Annotated in this window: 22 protein-coding genes; 14 read left to right on the top strand and 8 right to left on the bottom strand. The window is 38.8% G+C overall.

Features of this window, described 5'->3' with window-relative positions; all coding sequences use genetic code 11:
* The first annotated feature begins 110 nt into the window (after positions 1-110).
* Both HUS24_RS08270 and HUS24_RS08265 read left to right on the top strand, forming a co-directional pair.
* The gene (locus HUS24_RS08270) at positions 111-869 is read left to right on the top strand and encodes a hypothetical protein (protein WP_173911611.1); all 759 of its coding nucleotides are present in this window, start codon (positions 111-113) and stop codon (positions 867-869) included.
* 136 nt (positions 870-1,005) lie between these two features.
* Complete coding sequence (locus HUS24_RS08265) at positions 1,006-1,569, top strand: HdeD family acid-resistance protein (RefSeq protein WP_173911610.1); 564 nt, start codon at positions 1,006-1,008, stop codon at positions 1,567-1,569.
* A gap of 260 nt (positions 1,570-1,829) precedes the next feature.
* Here HUS24_RS08265 and HUS24_RS08260 read toward each other — a convergent pair whose 3' ends face one another.
* Complete coding sequence (locus HUS24_RS08260; RefSeq protein ID WP_173911609.1) at positions 1,830-2,279, bottom strand: carboxymuconolactone decarboxylase family protein; 450 nt, start codon at positions 2,277-2,279, stop codon at positions 1,830-1,832.
* A gap of 94 nt (positions 2,280-2,373) precedes the next feature.
* On the opposite strand from HUS24_RS08260, the gene HUS24_RS08255 reads away from it, so the two are divergent.
* From HUS24_RS08255 to HUS24_RS08225, 7 genes are all read left to right on the top strand, one after another.
* Positions 2,374-3,516, top strand: a complete 1,143-nt coding sequence (locus HUS24_RS08255) for a glycerate kinase (protein WP_173911608.1) — start codon at positions 2,374-2,376, stop codon at positions 3,514-3,516.
* Positions 3,517-3,577: 61 nt separating this feature from the next.
* On the top strand, positions 3,578-4,306 hold the full coding sequence (locus HUS24_RS08250; protein WP_173911607.1) for a hypothetical protein: 729 nt from the start codon (positions 3,578-3,580) through the stop codon (positions 4,304-4,306).
* A gap of 72 nt (positions 4,307-4,378) precedes the next feature.
* A complete protein-coding gene (locus tag HUS24_RS08245; RefSeq protein ID WP_173911606.1) occupies positions 4,379-6,370 on the top strand; it encodes an ATP-dependent helicase in 1,992 nt (663 codons plus the stop codon).
* A 29-nt stretch (positions 6,371-6,399) separates the two neighbouring features.
* Complete coding sequence (locus HUS24_RS08240; RefSeq protein WP_173911605.1) at positions 6,400-6,651, top strand: RNA-binding protein; 252 nt, start codon at positions 6,400-6,402, stop codon at positions 6,649-6,651.
* Positions 6,652-6,720: 69 nt separating this feature from the next.
* On the top strand, positions 6,721-7,083 hold the full coding sequence (locus tag HUS24_RS08235; RefSeq protein WP_173911604.1) for an ASCH domain-containing protein: 363 nt from the start codon (positions 6,721-6,723) through the stop codon (positions 7,081-7,083).
* Between the two features lie 78 nt (positions 7,084-7,161).
* The gene (locus HUS24_RS08230) at positions 7,162-7,665 is read left to right on the top strand and encodes a DUF6586 family protein (protein WP_173911603.1); all 504 of its coding nucleotides are present in this window, start codon (positions 7,162-7,164) and stop codon (positions 7,663-7,665) included.
* A gap of 115 nt (positions 7,666-7,780) precedes the next feature.
* Positions 7,781-8,059 (top strand): hypothetical protein, encoded by a 279-nt coding sequence (locus tag HUS24_RS08225; protein WP_173911602.1) that lies wholly within the window; start codon positions 7,781-7,783, stop codon positions 8,057-8,059.
* Positions 8,060-8,128: 69 nt separating this feature from the next.
* On the opposite strand, the gene HUS24_RS08220 is transcribed toward HUS24_RS08225, so the two are convergent.
* The 5 genes from HUS24_RS08220 to HUS24_RS08200 form a co-directional block, all read right to left on the bottom strand.
* A complete protein-coding gene (locus HUS24_RS08220; protein WP_173911601.1) occupies positions 8,129-8,374 on the bottom strand; it encodes a hypothetical protein in 246 nt (81 codons plus the stop codon).
* A 166-nt stretch (positions 8,375-8,540) separates the two neighbouring features.
* Entirely contained in the window at positions 8,541-10,259 is a 1,719-nt protein-coding gene (locus tag HUS24_RS08215) for a cation:proton antiporter (RefSeq protein WP_173911600.1), read from the bottom strand.
* Between the two features lie 158 nt (positions 10,260-10,417).
* On the bottom strand, positions 10,418-10,573 hold the full coding sequence (rpmG, locus tag HUS24_RS08210) for a 50S ribosomal protein L33 (protein ID WP_004976146.1): 156 nt from the start codon (positions 10,571-10,573) through the stop codon (positions 10,418-10,420).
* A gap of 12 nt (positions 10,574-10,585) precedes the next feature.
* Complete coding sequence (gene rpmB, locus HUS24_RS08205) at positions 10,586-10,822, bottom strand: 50S ribosomal protein L28 (RefSeq protein WP_000048256.1); 237 nt, start codon at positions 10,820-10,822, stop codon at positions 10,586-10,588.
* 165 nt (positions 10,823-10,987) lie between these two features.
* Positions 10,988-12,436, bottom strand: coding sequence for a coniferyl aldehyde dehydrogenase (locus tag HUS24_RS08200; protein ID WP_173911599.1), 1,449 nt, complete (start codon positions 12,434-12,436; stop codon positions 10,988-10,990).
* Between the two features lie 112 nt (positions 12,437-12,548).
* On the opposite strand from HUS24_RS08200, the gene HUS24_RS08195 reads away from it, so the two are divergent.
* The 5 genes from HUS24_RS08195 (at position 12,549) to HUS24_RS08175 (ending at position 16,293) form a co-directional block, all read left to right on the top strand.
* The gene (locus tag HUS24_RS08195) at positions 12,549-13,241 is read left to right on the top strand and encodes a TetR/AcrR family transcriptional regulator (RefSeq protein ID WP_173911598.1); all 693 of its coding nucleotides are present in this window, start codon (positions 12,549-12,551) and stop codon (positions 13,239-13,241) included.
* A gap of 86 nt (positions 13,242-13,327) precedes the next feature.
* Positions 13,328-14,194: a formyltetrahydrofolate deformylase gene (purU, locus tag HUS24_RS08190; protein ID WP_173911597.1), complete on the top strand. Its 867-nt coding sequence runs from the start codon at positions 13,328-13,330 to the stop codon at positions 14,192-14,194.
* 214 nt (positions 14,195-14,408) lie between these two features.
* Positions 14,409-15,236, top strand: a complete 828-nt coding sequence (locus tag HUS24_RS08185; RefSeq protein ID WP_173911596.1) for an energy transducer TonB — start codon at positions 14,409-14,411, stop codon at positions 15,234-15,236.
* A gap of 32 nt (positions 15,237-15,268) precedes the next feature.
* Positions 15,269-15,889: a MotA/TolQ/ExbB proton channel family protein gene (locus HUS24_RS08180; RefSeq protein WP_173911595.1), complete on the top strand. Its 621-nt coding sequence runs from the start codon at positions 15,269-15,271 to the stop codon at positions 15,887-15,889.
* A complete protein-coding gene (locus tag HUS24_RS08175; RefSeq protein WP_173911594.1) occupies positions 15,889-16,293 on the top strand; it encodes a biopolymer transporter ExbD in 405 nt (134 codons plus the stop codon). The genes HUS24_RS08180 and HUS24_RS08175 overlap by 1 nt, the downstream gene beginning before the upstream one ends.
* A 68-nt stretch (positions 16,294-16,361) precedes the next feature.
* On the opposite strand, the gene msrA is transcribed toward HUS24_RS08175, so the two are convergent.
* Together msrA and HUS24_RS08165 are read right to left on the bottom strand one after the other, a co-directional pair.
* Entirely contained in the window at positions 16,362-16,886 is a 525-nt protein-coding gene (gene msrA, locus HUS24_RS08170; protein WP_173911593.1) for a peptide-methionine (S)-S-oxide reductase MsrA, read from the bottom strand.
* 93 nt (positions 16,887-16,979) lie between these two features.
* Positions 16,980-17,402 (bottom strand): META domain-containing protein, encoded by a 423-nt coding sequence (locus HUS24_RS08165; RefSeq protein ID WP_173911592.1) that lies wholly within the window; start codon positions 17,400-17,402, stop codon positions 16,980-16,982.
* Positions 17,403-17,415: the final 13 nt, after the last annotated feature.

The raw sequence follows: 17,415 nt of genomic DNA, 5'->3' as shown, positions 1-17,415 counted from the left end.
AGAAACCATACATAATGGTTGGATTGAAACCAAACAAGAAGGTGAGGTTAAATCTGCTAGAATTATTAGATTAATGCCTTGAAGTATTATAAATCTTAAGTAGAAATTTTATGTGGAAAAATATTCGAGTCATTGTCTTATTGGCGATTTTACTTGTGGTGGCTGTAAATGCTTGGCGAGATATGAACCAAGATTGGACGAAACCGATCATGGTATTACTCCATCCAATTAATGCAGATGGGCAAGTAGCGACTGAGCAGTATATACAGCAATTTTCAATTGATGACTTAGATGAACCCAAACAATACTTACAAGAACAATCGAAAAAAATTCGAGGACAACCGATTCAATTTTATTTTCAATTAGGCAGAAAATTAGAACAATTGCCACCTAAAGTGCCTGAAAATGGAGGAGCATTAGACAATATTTTATGGAGTTTAAAATTTCGCTATTATGCTTGGAAACAACATAAAAATGGTGATGGTGCACCTGCGGTAACGTTATATCTCAATTATTATGATCCAAAACTCACCAAGCAAGTAAAACATTCCACTGCTTTAGAACGAGGTAGAATTGGTACAGTCAACTTATTTGCCTCAAAAAAACAAAGGGAGCAAAACAAAGTCGTGTTAGTGCATGAGCTATTACATACCTTTGGTGGAAAAGATAAATACGACCTGATGACAGGTCAGCCGATTTTCCCATTGGGTTATGCACATCCTGAACAAAAACCATTGTATCCACAACAATATGCAGAAATTATGGGAGGATATGTTCCTATTTCTGCCAATAAAAGCAAAGTCCCAAATAGCTTACACGACACCATGCTGAGTGATTTAACTGCACAAGAAATAGGTTGGTTGAAATAGAACATAAAATGTAACCTTTTTATTTATATTTCAAAAAATGCTGACAGCGTTGTTGTTCCAGATGCAGATTCTATACAGACAAAAAAACAAATTAGACTAACAATCAAAGTGATGTAAAACAAACTTGAGAAGAATTATGCGTACAGTGGGAAATGATTTGGTTCGCCATCAACTGCATGAAAATCGTAAGTGGTATCTTTTACTTGGTGCAGTGTTGGTGATTTTTGGGTTGGTTTTATTGGCTTCATTGGGTATGGCGACTTTAACCGTAGTTGCTCTATTTGGTGTGCTGATGATGATTGGTGGTATTTTACACCTCATTGCTGCTTTTAAAATCTTTGATGGTGGTTTTCGCTGGCTATGGGCATTGTTTGGGGTTTTGTATTTAATTGCTGGTTATTATGCGTTTAAATCACCGATCACTACGGCAGTTGTGCTGACCAGTCTATTGGCAATTGCATTGTTAATTGGTGGTTTTATCCGTATTTTTAACGCCTTTATGCTCAAACCAATGTCTGGGTGGGGCTGGACTTTATTTTCAGGGCTTTTAACTTTGGCAACAGGTGCGATTATTTTAGCTTCACCTGATTCACCATTTTGGGTGTTAGGTTTGTTCTTGGCAGTGGATATTTTATTTCAAGGGGTGAATTATCTCACCTTTGCTGCTGCAATCAAGAAGATTCCTCCTGTGAGTTATTGATGGTTTAAATGAATGAAATAATGCTCAATCAATATTTCTAATATTTTATTTTGGAAAGTTTTGAGTTAGCACAGCCCGTATTTATGTGAAAAATCTAGATTAAGTTGTGTGGGCAATGTCTAAATTTTGAGAGATGAGGAATATATTCCGCAAGGTTACAAAAATCGTTGAGCAAAGGTGATAAGGATATCCTTATTGCTCTTGCTCAACGGCGACATCCATGTCGCCTAAATTCTATTGAAGAAAAAATTAGATATTACTTAAGGCGCGACCTGATATTGACTTGAAATTGCAATTCGATTCCAAGTGTTAATCACAATCGCAACCCATTCAATCGCTGTGATTTCGTCACTTGATAAAACCTGTGCAGCTTGTTCATAAACAGAGTCAGGAAAATGCTGCTGTGCGATTAGCGTGATTTCTTCGATCAAACTTAATGCTGCACGTTCTTTCTCTGAGAAATACTGACTTTCACGCCAAGCACTGATGAGCGCAATGCGATCTATGTTTTCACCTGCTTTGATGGCATCTTGGGTATGCATTCGCACACAAAAAGCACATTGGTTAATTTGTGAAGCTCTAAGTTTAAGTAAATGTGAAAAGCCAATATCTAAACCTGCTTGTTTAATTTTTTGCTGACTTAAATTTTCTAACTCAAGCACAGCTTTATAAAGTTCTGGTGCGGTTTTACCGAGGTTAACACGTTGCATAATACTGATTTCTTGTGTGGGAGCAGAGTAGATAGTTTATCTATTTACCAAAAATAGGTATGTTGTTTTTTGAAATTATGTCTGAAGCTTTCTTATGTCTAAAATTTTTGTCCTTGCTCCTGATTCATTTAAAGAAAGTATTACGGCTGAACAAGCATGTCTAGCCATGCAACGTGCCATCAAAAAAGCCATGCCAGATGCTCAAATTATTCAAGTCCCGATGGCAGATGGTGGCGAAGGTACAGTGGATGCTTTGGTTTCAGCACGAAATGGGCGAAAAGTTGCAATTGAAGTTTCAGGACCATTCATTCAGCAGAAAGTAAAAAGCTATTTTGGTTTGATCGAAAATGATCAAACGGCAGTGATTGAAATGGCGCTGGCAAATGGGATTCATTTACTGGAAAAATCACAACGAAATCCCTTACTAACCTCAACTTATGGCACAGGAGAAATGATTAAAGCTGCTTTAGATTTGGGAATTTCTAAAATGATTATAGGATTAGGTGGAAGCGTGACCAATGATGCGGGTGCAGGCATGGCACAAGCGTTGGGGGTAAAGTTCTTGGATGAAAATGGTCAATCCGTTACATTGGGTGGTGGTCAGTTGCATCACATCCATAGTATTGATCTTTCTGAATTGGATACACGTTTAAAGCAGACTGAGATCATCATTGCCAGTGATGTGAATAATCCTTTATGTGGGAAAAATGGCGCTTCCCATGTTTTTGCACCACAGAAAGGTGCAAGTGCTGAAATGGTTGAGATTTTAGATCATAACTTAAAGCACTTTGCCAATTTGCTTGAGTCGACTTTAGACATTGATATGCAAAATCTTGCTGGTGCAGGGGCAGCAGGTGGCTTGGGTTTTGGTTTAATGGCATTTGCAGGTGCAAGGATTCGTTCAGGCGTGGAAATCGTGATTGAGGAAACCAAGCTTGCTGACAAAATTGACCAAGCGGATTATGTGTTTACGGGTGAGGGTGGTATAGATTTTCAGACCAAGTTTGGCAAAACGCCCTTTGGTGTAGCACAGGTGGCAAAGCATTTGAATAAACCTGTGATTGCTTTTGCTGGTTATGTTGGAAATGATATTGAAGAACTTTATGCCGAAGGTTTTACTGCGATTTTTGGTATTGTGGATGGTGTATGTGATTTGCCAACTGCTTTGAAAAATGGTGAGAGGAATTTAGAAAGAACGTGTGAGAGTGTGGTGAGGTTGTGGAATTCCTATATTTAATGGAAAGGATATTATTTATGAAGTAAAATATTTTTTTAAATAAGATCTTACATTAAAACTTATGAATCAAATTTCCTTTTTAGTTAATGAAATAATAAAAGTTAAGGAGTTTTCTAGATCAATAGGTGGTTGTGGTCCACTAACTGGATGGAAAAATTTCTTAAAGGCTGAAGATGATTTTTTTGTACGTTACCATGTAAATAATTTACAAAATATAGTTCTTGCATTGCATGAGTCTTTAAGAATAGAGGCTGAAATTAATGAACAACAACTACTTGATCAATCTTGGATAATTCAAACCTTAGATGCTTTGAATTTATATGGTGAATTTCGAGAAAATTTATCGAGAGTAACACCTCAATCTTTAGAATATTTAAGAATGTCAGCAAGAACATGGCAGCATGGTTTTGAAGTTAGATCCGTATTAGATGAGGAAAAGGTTAGTCGCTTGGTTACGCTGTTAGAAGAGGAAAGAGCTGTAATTATTCAAGATGATAACCTCAGTTTTGATTTAAAAAGAGTTCTTGTTACAGAATTAGATAAATTAATTTGGGCTTTGAAAAAGTATTCTAAAGTTGGTGATGTTCTTCAGAGTGCACTAAAAAATATTTATGGTGAAGTTTTATTAAATCCAGAAGTACAAAATGAATTTCTTAAAAGATCAAAGTTAAAAGATACTATTGCAGAAATATCATCGTATATAACAATAGGTACGGCAGCTTATCAGTATTTACCTACGCTAACTCAAAAGGCGGTGGAAGTATTGAAATTAGTTAATGGTAATGATTGATTGAGAGTTGGAAAGAGAAGTTAACAAATTAAATCTGCTAAACTACACCCATCCACAACACGATGAGTATCCATGAGTTTAGCCAACCTGATCAATGAATTAAACCCTCAACAAAAACAAGCTGCGACAACTGAAACCAAACACAGTTTAGTACTTGCAGGGGCAGGTTGTGGTAAAACCAAAACCATCGTAGCACGTGCAGCTTACCTGATTGATCAAGGCATCCCTGCTAATCAAATCCAAATCCTGACATTTACTCGCCGATCGGCAAGTGAAATTGTGGCGCGTGTTGAGTTAGCATTAGGTGAGCAAGCCAAAGGTTTACGCGCATCAACTTTCCATACCTTTTGCATGTATTTGTTACGTCGTGTGCCAAAAGCTTTTGGATTAGACCAATTTTCAATTATTGATCGAGATGATCAACTGATGTTGTTCCGCTTGATTCGGGGCAAAGACGATAAAAAGAATCCAAATGCATTACCCAAACCACAACAATTATGTGATTTGTATTCATTTGCTCGAAATACCCGTCAAAAACTCAGTCTGGCTTTAGAAAAACAATTGCCTGAATTTTTGGAATATAAAGACCAAATTGCTGAAATCATGAAAGAGTACGAAAGCCGAAAACGGATGCGTAACTTTTTGGATTATGATGATATTCTCGCTGTGGTTGCCTCAGGCTTGGCACAGTCGGAAGGCTTGGTCGATTATGTCGCAGGCTTGTGTCAGCATCTTCTTGTGGATGAAATGCAAGATACTAATCCTTTGCAATGGGCAATTCTTGAACCTCTAAAAGACAAAACTTCATTGTTCTGTGTGGGAGATGATGCACAGTCGATTTACGGTTTTCGTGGTGCTGATTTTGAAAATATTCACCATTTTAAAGAACGTGTACCTGATGCGCAGATTTTTAAACTCGAAAAAAATTACCGTTCAACTCAAGAAATTTTAGACCTTTCTAATTGGTTACTTGATCAAAGCCCGATCAAATACGATAAAAAATTAGAAGCTTATCGAGGTGACGGCATAAAACCACGCATGCATGTCTTCCCAAATGAGTTTGATGAAGCAAAATGGATCGCTATTGATATCAAAGAGCGACATTTACTAGAAGGTTCTGCGTGGAGCGAACATATGGTCTTGGTGCGTTCTGCTTTTGCGGCACGGCATATCGAAGCGGCATTTATTCAAGCCAGTGTTCCATATCGTTTTATCGGTGGCATGAAATTACTTGAAACTGCACATGTAAAAGACTTGCTCAGTTTACTGCGTGTCATTGCCAATCCAATGGATGATATCGCATGGATGCGCTTTTTAACTTTATGGAATGGTGTGGGTGATGTTGGCGCAAGTAAGCTTGCACAGCAACTTTTGCTCGAAGCAGATTTGGATAAAATTTTTGAAAAATTAGAAAAATTTGGGCGTATTCCTGATCCTACTTTGCTGATCATGAAGCAAATGTCAGTGCTGAAAACCGAAGTAGAGGCGTGTGTGAAATTGGGTGTCGAAGCCATTGTTCAGCAACTCGAAGAAAACTATGCCAAGAAAGACTGGCATAAACGAGTGGGTGATTTTGATTTGGTGAAGCAATTAGCATCTAAACATTCTCAACTCAGTGAATTTTTAGAAGAATATGTGCTCGATCCTGTTTCAATCAGTGAAATTGAACGTCAGTCGCAAGATGATGTGGTAACACTGATTACCATTCATTCAGCGAAAGGTACTGAGCAAAAAGTATGTTATGTCGCAAATGTATCAGCAGGGCAATATCCACATGCACGTGCGCAAGGTAATTTTGATGAAGTGGAAGAAGAACGTCGTGTGTTATATGTAGCGTTGACTCGTGCGCAAAATGAATTGATTCTAACTAAACAAAACCTAAGTTTTTGGGCACATACACAAACCGATGAGCAAGGGCGTAAAGTTGAAAGTTATTTTTTAAATGATTTAACTCGCAATTTATGTACCACAGAAACCCATTATCGTCAGCGTGAACAAACGGTAAAAAGTGCTTTGATTGAACGAAAAGCGATTAATTTAGATTTTGGGATTGATCTAGATTAAACTATAGCGAAGATATTGAAGGTTTGATCATGAAAATTTTAGTGCGTAATTTAGAGCGTTCTGTGAATGAGGCAGAACTACTTGAATTGTTTAAACCTTATGGTGCAGTTGAGTCAGTTGTTATTGTCATGGACAGTGAAACCAATAAATCAAAAGGTTTTGGCTTTGTGGAAATGCCAAATGCACGTGAAGCGATTAAAGCCATTAAAGGTTTAAATACCTTAAAAGTGAAAGGCGCAGGGATTCGTGTCAAAGCTGCGGAAGAGAAGCCACAAGCTTAATATATTAATTAAAGAAGGAGTCGAAATGACTCCTTTTTTATGATTTGAAAAGCTTGATTGAGAATATGTATGCTAAAAACCTATTCTGCCTTATCGATTGTTGCTCCGAGTGGAACCAAGATTGCTCAAGGTTTAAAAACGTTGGAAATACGCTCTTGGACGCCTAAACAATTACCCTTACGCGATTTGGTCATTGTTGAAAATACTCAATTTTTAACTGCTGAATATACCGAGGAAATGGGGAGCGCAGTTGCCATTGTTGATATAGCGTCAGTACACCCGTGGCGAGAAGATGAGGTTGAGGCTGCCTGTGCAAGTAATTGGGCGGAAGGTTATTGGGCTTGGGTGATCTGCAATGTTCGCCCCATTTCACAGCCTTTTGAGGTGCTTGCTCAACGAAAAATCTATTTAGTTGATTTAGATCATTTATAAATATTATTGTGATTTTCTAACAAGAAAGTTTATCTTAGAGAGGTAGGTAGTACACGCCAAAATCTAGGAAATAACATTATGTCCCGAGTTGCTCGCTTTCATGCAGACCGCACCAATCAAAAGCTGTATTTTGCTCGACTTTCATGTCAACAAGCAGAACAAACTGAGCATGTACAGCAAGAACAAGCACATCGTGAAGCAGCTGTATTTCATTTACATGGGGCTGTTTTGGCATTTTTACAGGAATTGGTGCGCTACTATCGTCTCAATGATTTTTCTCCAACCTTGAAGTCCATCGAAGAAGGCATGGCTGCAAAAGGACAAGTTTCACCAGAAGTGGTAGTCATGCAACAATTAGCCAAAAGCGGATTTATTGCAGAATTAAAACGTGCTTACCGTTTATGTCAGTATGCCCCTGAGCCAAATGCGCCAGAACCTGAAGATGAAACCTCATCTAATCTCATTATCAAAGTTACGCAAACCCCACAAGCATGGTTACCTGATACTAAGATTTTAAGAGAATGGCACCGAGATTTGACCCAATTGATAGATGGTTTTCGTAATGAAATGGTGGAATTCTGATCTTTTTGCTTGAATACACTTGAAATTTATCAGTTGAATGACTATATAAAAATATCTACAAGATGCAAAGTACATACAGTATTTTGCCCCATGTTGAGCATGGAGGGTGATTGATATGTCTATTGAACAGTTAAAAGAGTTATTTGGTAATCAAGAAGCAATTTTAGAGTTAGTTCAACTCGAAGGTGGAGAGTTGGCGCTACGTAATGCAGGTTCTGAAAAAGAGCCTTTGGTCACTATTCAGTTTAATGAAGAAGTGAAAGCTTTGCTTGGTGAACAAACCCCTGTGATTGCTCAGCATATGATTCAAGCTGCATTGTACGCATTGATGGAAAATCAAATGAATCAATTACAAGCAGAAGTCGTTGATGAGCAGCCAAAATATTTTAGCTAATTGATTGTTATTTATTTTCAAATAAAAACGCACTTGAAAGTGCGTTTTTTATGTTTAAGATTTTGAATTTTAATAGGTTGGCAAAGGCTGCGGTGGTGCAAAAAAGTAGCCGCCCACAAACATGATGGCTAAGCCAATCAGTTGCAGAAAAAATGGATTTTTAGCTTGATGCCAATGTAAGATCAAAAAAATCAAAGAAACAGGCGAAAGCAATAAACAGCCTAAACCCCATAAAATACTTTCTTTAAATGCTGCAATGAGAAAGCCAATTGAGGCAATCACCAAAATGAGTAGCCCGAAATAAAATAGAAACATACTGTCCTCTTATTGATATTTTATATATTTCAATACAATGTATTTAAGTTTTTTAATGGAAAAGTTCATTTTATGAAGTTGTTACTTATAGTGCTTCTTTTAAAATGACTTTGTTTAAAACAAACAGACTAGCATATCTGATAGTCTGTTTGAAATAACTCATGAATCAATGTGTTGGTGCATGATGATGTGCGATTTCAATCTGATTCAAAATATAATTGCTCATATTTTTCGCCATTTCTTCTTTAGCATAATACACCTCGCCAATATTGTCTTGGCGAATCACTTCAGCTTCCTCTTTGCTTTCCGCACACACTAAAACCTGAATTTGTGGATTCAGTAATTTAGCTGTATCAACGATTTTATGAATATCTAAAATATCCATCGGTGAAAGCACCAAAAGTCGTGCATGTTGAATATGTGCTTGTATTAAAACTCCCGGTTCAGTGGCATGACCTGAAACTGCAGCAATACCTTTTTGACGCAAATTTTCAACAATTTCACGGTTTTCTTCTGCGATAACGACTTTAATGCCTTCACGCATTAAAGTTTTGGTAATTCTACCCCCAACCTCACCATGACCAACAATCACCACTTGATCACGTAAATAATCTTGATCGACTTCATCAGGCAGCATTGCCAATGGATCGCCACTGCGTTCAAGCAAACGTGCCAAATGCGAACGTTCACGAATCCAGTTTTGTACAGGTTCAATCGCTGAAAATAAAAAAGAGTTGAGCGTGATCGAAAATAAAGCACCTGCCAAAATAAGGTTTTGTGCTTCAGGTGTAAGTAGACCGAGTGATAAGCCTAAGGTTGCAAGGATAAATGAGAATTCCCCAATTTGCGCTAAACTTGCGCCCACAGTTAACGCTGTATTGAGGGGATAGCGGAAAAATAAAACCAGTCCCATTGCCGCAATGGTTTTACCAATCATGATAATAGCGATCACGGCTAAAATATGTAACGGTTGCTCAATCAGGATACGTGGGTCAAACAACATGCCCACAGATACAAAGAACAAAATCGAAAATATTTCTCGAAGCGGTAAGGTTTCTTCTTCAGCACGATGGCTAAAGTCAGACTCTTTAACGACCATGCCCGCAAAGAATGCACCAAGTGCCATAGAAACGCCAAAGATCGCATAAGAGCCATACGCAATGGAAACGGCAGCAGCAACTACAGTTAGGGTAAATAACTCTCTAGAGCCCAAACGAGCCACATACTGCATGATCATTGGTACCAGTCTTTTACCAACAATCAGCATAAACGCAATAAAACCTGAAACCTTAAGTAAGGTAATCCCTAAAGTCAGCCAAATGTTCTCATCAGAAGCATGCCCCTCAAGTGCATGACCTCCTAATAGTACAGCCGTAGCAGGTAATAAAACTAAAACCAAGACCATCACAAGGTCTTCAACCAAAAGCCAACCGACAGCAATTTTTCCATTGACTGAGTTGAGTAATCCTTTGTCACCTAAAGCTTTAAGCAAAACCACGGTACTGGCACAGGATAGACTTAAACCAAAAACCAGTGCTGAACCCCAACTCCAACCCCAGAAGTGCGACACAATCATGCCTAGAATCGTGGCAACAGTAATTTGTAAAATAGCCCCCGGTAGTGCAATACGTCGGACTTGCATCAGATCATTCAGGGAAAAGTGCATACCCACGCCAAACATCAGGAACATCACCCCCAGTTCCGCAAGCTGATTGGCAAGGGCGATATCTCCCACCACACCTGGTGTATTTGGGCTAATAATAATTCCGGCAATCAAATAGCCGATCAATGGAGGTAAACGCAAACGAGCAGCGATATAGCCAAAAATAAGGGCAATACCAAAACCAACTGCAAGCAAAATAATCAAATCTACATCATGTGGCACTCAACACTCCTTAAAAGGTGGAGAAATTTATTAGACAACTCAATGCACAAACCAAGCACAAAGAGTGCCAAAAGAAAACTTGGAGAATTTTAACCATTCGCATAAAAAAAAGGCAAAAAAAACGACCCAAAAGGGCCGTGTTTTTTAAAAAACTAAAATTATTTAATTTTAGCTTCTTTGAATACGACGTGTTGACGGATTTTTGGATCAAATTTTTTGATTTCCATTTTTTCCGGCATAGTACGTTTGTTCTTAGTTGTGGTATAGAAATAACCTGTACCAGCAGTAGAAACTAGGCGAATTTTATCACGCATGGTTCAGACTCCTTAGATCTTTTGACCTTGAGCACGTAGGTCAGCAACAACCTTTTCGATACCCAATTTGTCGATAATACGCATACCTTTAGTGGTTAGACGAAGACGTACAAAACGTTTTTCGCTTTCTAACCAGAAACGGTGGTGGTGCAGGTTCGGCTCGAACCGGCGTTTAGTTTTGTTGTTGGCGTGTGAGACGTTGTTACCAACGACTGGACGCTTGCCGGTAACTTGGCAAACCTTAGACATGGTGTAACTCCATTGATTTAGCCAACAGCAAATCTGTATGGCCAGTCAAAATAAAACGGATTGAATTCTTTCAAGGGGCGTTTTATACCAAAATTCCGCTTAAAAGACAAGCGGAATCGGTGAAAACACTGCATGATCTTTGACGATAGATCATGCCTTGATCAGTTAACGGATAAAAGTTTTCTCTAGAATTTTATGAACAGCGCCACCAAATGGCGGTAGGATGAATTTTACGCTAAACAGTTTAGGCATAGACATCATAGAGCGTTCATGCGACAAATTGAAGAAACCTTCTGGGCCGTGATATTTACCCATACCTGATGCACCAACACCACCAAATGGCAGATCATCTTGTGCAACATGGGTTAATAATGCGTTTTGACCGAAATGCCCTGAATGGGTACGCTGCGCCACATATTGTGCTCGCGCATCGTCAAAGTCGAAATAGTATAATGCAAGTGGGCGTGGACGGCTATTAATAAAGTCGATGACATCATCAATTTGATCATATTCCATGATCGGTAACACTGGCCCAAAGATTTCATTTTTCATGATCTCCATGTCAGTGGTTACACCTGTAACTAATGTCGGTGCAATCTTACGTACTTGCGTTAAATCCTCATTTTTAGGATTGATTTCAATCAGTTCAGCACCTTGCGCTTTAGCATCTTCTAGATAGCTTTGTACACGTCTATATTGTTTGTCATTAATAATCGAGGTGTAGTCTTGGTTGTTGGCAATATTTGGATACATACCGCTAACAATTTTTTTGAACTGATCTACAAACTCTGCCGTTTTGCCTTTAGGCAAGAATAAATGGTCTGGTGCAACACAAGTTTGCCCTGAGTTCCATAATTTACCAAATGCCAAACGTTGTGCCACATCTTTCATTTCAGTGGATGGATGCACAATAGCAGGGGATTTACCACCGAGTTCTAAAATCACAGGAACTAAATTCTCTGAAGCTGCTGCCATCACGGTTTTACCGACATTGGTTGAACCAGTGAAAATGATTTTATCAAAAGGCAAATGACTAAATGCATCTGAGATCACGCCACCGCCCGTAACCACCGCCACGAGTTCACGCGGAAAAGCTTCAGAAAGTGCATTTTCTAAAACATAACCAAAATTCATTGAAGAACTTGAGATTTTGATCATGGCATGGTTGCCTGCAGCCAACGCACAGATGAGTGGGCCAACAGACAGAACCAATGGATAATTCCACGGTGCAATAATCCCAATCACACCCAGTGGTTGGTACTGTACCCATGCTTTTGACGGTTGGTGCATGATGCCGACATGACGTTTCGACGGTTTCATCCATGCAGTTAAGTTTTTACTATAATATTTGATCTGTTCTAGACAAGTCACCAATTCACCGATTTTGGTTTCAGTGATAGAGCGGTTGCCATAATCTTGATTGATTGCTTCTGCAATTTGATCTTGATATTTTAGTAACACTTTTTTTAAGCGAGCCAAACGCTCAATACGTTCTTTTGCAGTTGGAACGGGATAACGTTGATATGCTTGTTGTTGTTGCGCAAGCGTATCGTGTAAATGTTGAACTTCAGGGGAATAAGAAGTCATTGGATTTGTTTTTGTTTGACTGTTCATCTCGAACACCGTTAGATAGGAGCTGATTTATGATAATTTTTAGAGTAAAAGCTCTAATTAGTCAAGTCACTTTATATGTTAGCCTAAGCTAACGCTGAAATATGGGATCAGGATGTCGCACTCCAAAACGGTAAAAACCAAAGATCGAATTTTGCAAATCAGCCTACAATTGTTCAATGAACGTGGCGAGCGTTCAATCACGACAAACCATATAGCTGCTGAGCTTGGGATTAGTCCGGGCAATTTGTATTATCACTTTCGCAACAAGCAAGAAATCATCAAAGAGTTGATGGAAAAGTATCAAAAAGAGACTTTAGAAATGCTGGCTTTGCCAGATGACCGAGCAGTCAATGCCAACGATAAAATCCGTTATTTTCAAGTTTTGAGTAGTCAGCTATGGGAATATCGTTTTTTACATCGTGATGTTTATCATTTGATTGAAAATAACGGTGACTTTAGAAAAGTTTATCCTCGTTTTGCAGGGAAAGTGATGCAACAAGGGCAAAAAATTTATCATGCTTTTGTTGATGCAGGTCTTATGCAAATGACAGCTTCGGAAATTGAAGCCTTGATTATTAATATTTGGATCGTGCTGACCAACTGGACAAATTTCTTATATATGTCAGGACATTTGAGTAATTCTAATCATTTAGATGAGAAATGGATTTGGCAAGCGCTGCGCCAAATGGTGTTTTTGGAAGGCCCTTATTTACGTGGTGAAAGCCGCGAAACCTATGAGCGGTTATTGGAAAGCTTTGGTTCATCTGAGCTATTTGCTAGTTTATCGACATTAAAACATGAATGAATGTCGATCAACGATTGAAAGCTGTCGAAAAAGCGTTAGAATACTCGGCTGATTTTCAATTTAACATATAAGTGATATCAATTAACATGAACATGACCACTGCCAACACAGCACGTCTCCTGATTACTTGTGAAGATAAACCAGGTATTGTGCAAGCTGTATCGAGCTTTTTGTATCATCAAGGGGCAAATATTACTGCGCTTGATCAATATGCAACTGAAGCTCAGGGCGGGCGTTATTTCATGCGTGTTGAGTTTGAGTTGGAAAACTTACAAAGTCGTCGTGAAACTTTGTTACAGACTTTTGCAAATAATGTCGCAGAACGTTATGACATGCACTGGCGTTTGGCTTTGGTGAGTGATTTGAAGAAAGTCGGTATCTTGGTATCGAAAGTCGATCACGCTTTACTAGAGTTGTTATGGCGTCATTCACGTGGTGGTTTACCATGTGAAATTACTCAAGTGGTATCAAATCATCCTGATTTAAAAGAAGCGGTTGAAAATTTTGGTATTCCATTTCATGTCGTACCCGTGAGTAAAGAAAATAAACGTGAAGCCTATGCGCAAATTGATGAACTCATGCAAGGCAATGATTTGTTGGTATTGGCTCGTTATATGCAAATTTTAGATGAAGAATTTGTATCGAAATGGGAAATGAAAATTATCAATATTCACCATTCCTTCTTACCTGCATTTGTTGGAGCAAATCCGTATAAGCAAGCGCATGAAAAAGGCGTAAAATTGATTGGTGCAACAGCGCATTATGTGACGGCTGATCTCGACCAAGGGCCGATCATTGAGCAAGATGTAGAGCGTGTTAGCCATGATTTTACTGTTGAGCAATTACGTGAGCTTGGTCAAGATGTGGAACGAAATGTTCTAGCACGTGCTGTAAAATGGCATCTAGAAGACCGTATTATTGTAGATGGTAATAAGACCGTTGTATTTCAATAATATATCGTGATTTTGATGTAGAGAAAGGATGCTGATCGGCATCCTTTTTACATTTTCAATTTATAAAAACAATAAAAACCATCGAAAAAGTAGTTGCAAATGAAAACACTTCTCATTTATTATTGGGCTACTTTCGTTGTTTTATTCGATGAAGAAGCTCTGGACAAACTATTTTATGTGCAGAATTTTTTCAGATTTAGGTCATTAGATTCGTATGAGTCAATCTTCCACTTCAAATATGCAGGCTCCAAACCCAATGAAGAAAAAGGTCATTGCTGCGGTCATTGCCGTTCTAGTCGGACATCTAGGGGCATTGTGGGCATTGAGTCATTTAAAAACGCCTGAACTGAAGCCTATCGAGAAAAAACCGATTCAAGTTAAATTCGTAAAAATTAAAGAAGAGCAGGTCGTTCCTCCACCACCGCCACCTCCTGTAAAGCCAAAGGTTGAACCGAAACCTGTGGTTGAGAAAAAGGCACCACCGCCACCGATTGAAAAACCAAAACTGATTACACAGAAAAAACCTGTGGTGGAAAAGAAAGCCATTCAACAGGAAGAACCAAAGATTGATTATGAAAAAATCAAACGTGAACAAGAGCAGCGCCAGCTCGAACAGCAACGTTTAGAGCAACAACGCCAAGATCAATTAAAGCGTGATCAAGCTGCGAGAGATCAAGCAGCACGTGATCAGGCGGCAAGAGAACAAGCTGCGAGAGATCAGGCAGCAAGAGATCAAGCGAATCGAGATCGTGAATCCCAACAACCGCGTAAATTGAGTGCGGGTGAGATCTCTTGGAAAAAAGCGCCATCGTTTGAGTTCGATGATGAATTGTTAAAAAATCAAGATCGTACTTTACTTGTTCGTATTGAAATCAATCCAGCAGGTAAAATCACCAATGTCACTGTTTTAAAATCAAGTGGTTTATCTGGTCTTGATCGTGAAGTGCGTAGTGCTGTACGTTTTGCAAGAATGAATCCATCGAGTGATGGACGTGCTATGGTGGCTGATTTACCTGTAAATCTTAAAACCTCTGGACAATAATTTAACCGGCTAACCCTATCAGGAGTTCGAGTATGAACTTTTCAGTTTATTGGCAACATGCAGATGCAGTGAGTAAGACACTGTATTTCGTGTTATTGGCGATGTCTATTGCCACATGGACGGTATTCATTTTACGTTTAATGGGTACACGTCAGCTTAAACAACAAGCTCAAGCTCATCTTGCTCAAGCATTAAATCAGTTAAAAGCAAAACTTGCTCCTTTAGGTTTTGATCAACGTAAAGCTGTTGCTGAACAAGCCTTATTGCGTCAGATTTCAGTTGAAAAATCCAATGCTGAAAAAGGCGTTTCGGTTTTAGGGACAATCGCTTCTATTGCACCATTTGTGGGTTTGTTTGGTACTGTGTGGGGGATTTTCCATGCATTGGTTGCAGTGGGTAAAAGTGGTCAAGCAGGGTTGGCTCAAGTGGCAACACCAGTGGGTGAAGCTTTGATTATGACCGGTTTAGGTTTGGCTGTGGCGATTCCTGCGGTATTGGCGTATAACATTTGTGTGCGTTTCAACCGTACCTTGTCAAATGAACTACAAGATCAAGCGCATGGTTTATTAATTGATACCATGTTGCAGCAAGATTCAACCTTAAAAGTTGAAAATCAAGCGACACAAAAAAGTTTAGTTGGAGGTCAAGCTTAATGGCTTTTCAATTGGGTGAAGACAACGATGCTGGCATGAATGAGATGAATCTCATTCCGCTCATCGACATTATGTTGGTATTGATGATCATCTTTTTGGTGACTGCAACCGTTGCTAACCCATCAATACCATTAACCTTACCAAAAACCACTGCGGAAATTGTGGATCTGCCACCAGAAGCCATTACCATTAGCATCAATAAAAATGGTGAAGTGGCTTGGAATAATCAAGTGATCGGTTTGCCTGAGTTGGAAAAACGCTTCCAAGAAGCGGCAGGAAAATCTGTAAAACCTGCAGTTCAACTTAGAGCAGACCAAGATGCACGTTATGATACAGTTGCTCAAGTCATGTCTCGTGCCAGTGAAGCCGGGCTGAACGACCTTGCCTTTATGAGTGATAATTAAGTTTTCAAATAGCGTAAAGTATTAAAAAGCGATCTTTAAAGATCGCTTTTTTTATTTTTTATAAAGACTTAGCTCTCTTTAAGTAAGTCTTTAAATTGGCTTTGCAGTTTCATTAACTTTGGAGGAATGGCAAAGTTACAATAACCCTGTGATGGGTTTTTTGCATAATAATTTTGATGGTAGTCTTCAGCAGGATAGAACGTTGGCACAGGGCTTAATTCAGTAACAATATTTAAATCTTGCGCTGTTAATTCTGCAATATAGCTTTCAGCTTGTGCTTTTTGTTCAGCATTAAAATAATAAATCACTGAGCGATATTGTGTACCAATATCATTGCCTTGACGGTTTAACGTAGTTGGATCATGTGTGCTAAAAAATACTGTCAGCAGTTGTTTAAAACTGATTTGTTGCTCATCAAAATCAATCAAAATCACTTCCGCATGGTTGGTCGTGCCCGTGCAAATCTGTTCATAGGTAGGCTGATCTGTATTTCCACCTGCATAACCACTGGTGACCTGTATAACGCCTTTCAGTTGTAAAAATACTGCTTCGGTACACCAAAAACATCCACCGCCAAATAATGCTTGTTGCATCACGATCTCCTTTCTATTTTATTTTCTGGATCAAAATAAAACCGCATAAAACCTGAAAATATAAGCGGTTATGCTTTTAAATACTGTTCAACATTATGGCGTTTTGTATTGCAGTACGACATTGCCATATTTGTCCACCAATTTTAAAGTTTTAGCATAGACCTGATAGCCCATGACTTGTTTTAAAGCTGTGTTGTATTTTGCAACGACATCTGTATTGTTTGGGCAAAGCATTTTGGTAGATGCGATTTCACCTAAGTTTAAATGGTAGTCTTTGACTGCATAATTCCCCATGACACGGTTACAACCATCAGAGCCGCTGACACGTAAGTCACTTCCAAACTGAATCACTGGAGAATCTGCTTTTTGCGTATATTCAGTCGTGCCAATATGGGTCATGACCCAAGCTTTATTTTGCAAAAGTGCTAGATTTTCTTGTTGTTTTACAGTGTTTGTTGTCGAACAGCCCACAAATACAGTTGACGTCAATCCAACCCATAAAAGATGTTTTAGCATGATTTTCTCAAAA

Source organism: Acinetobacter sp. Marseille-Q1618 (genome assembly GCF_902809855.1).
GTDB lineage: Bacteria > Pseudomonadota > Gammaproteobacteria > Pseudomonadales > Moraxellaceae > Acinetobacter.
The sequence above is the reverse complement of the archived record's forward strand: the minus strand, read 5'-3'. Positions and strand labels throughout refer to the sequence as shown.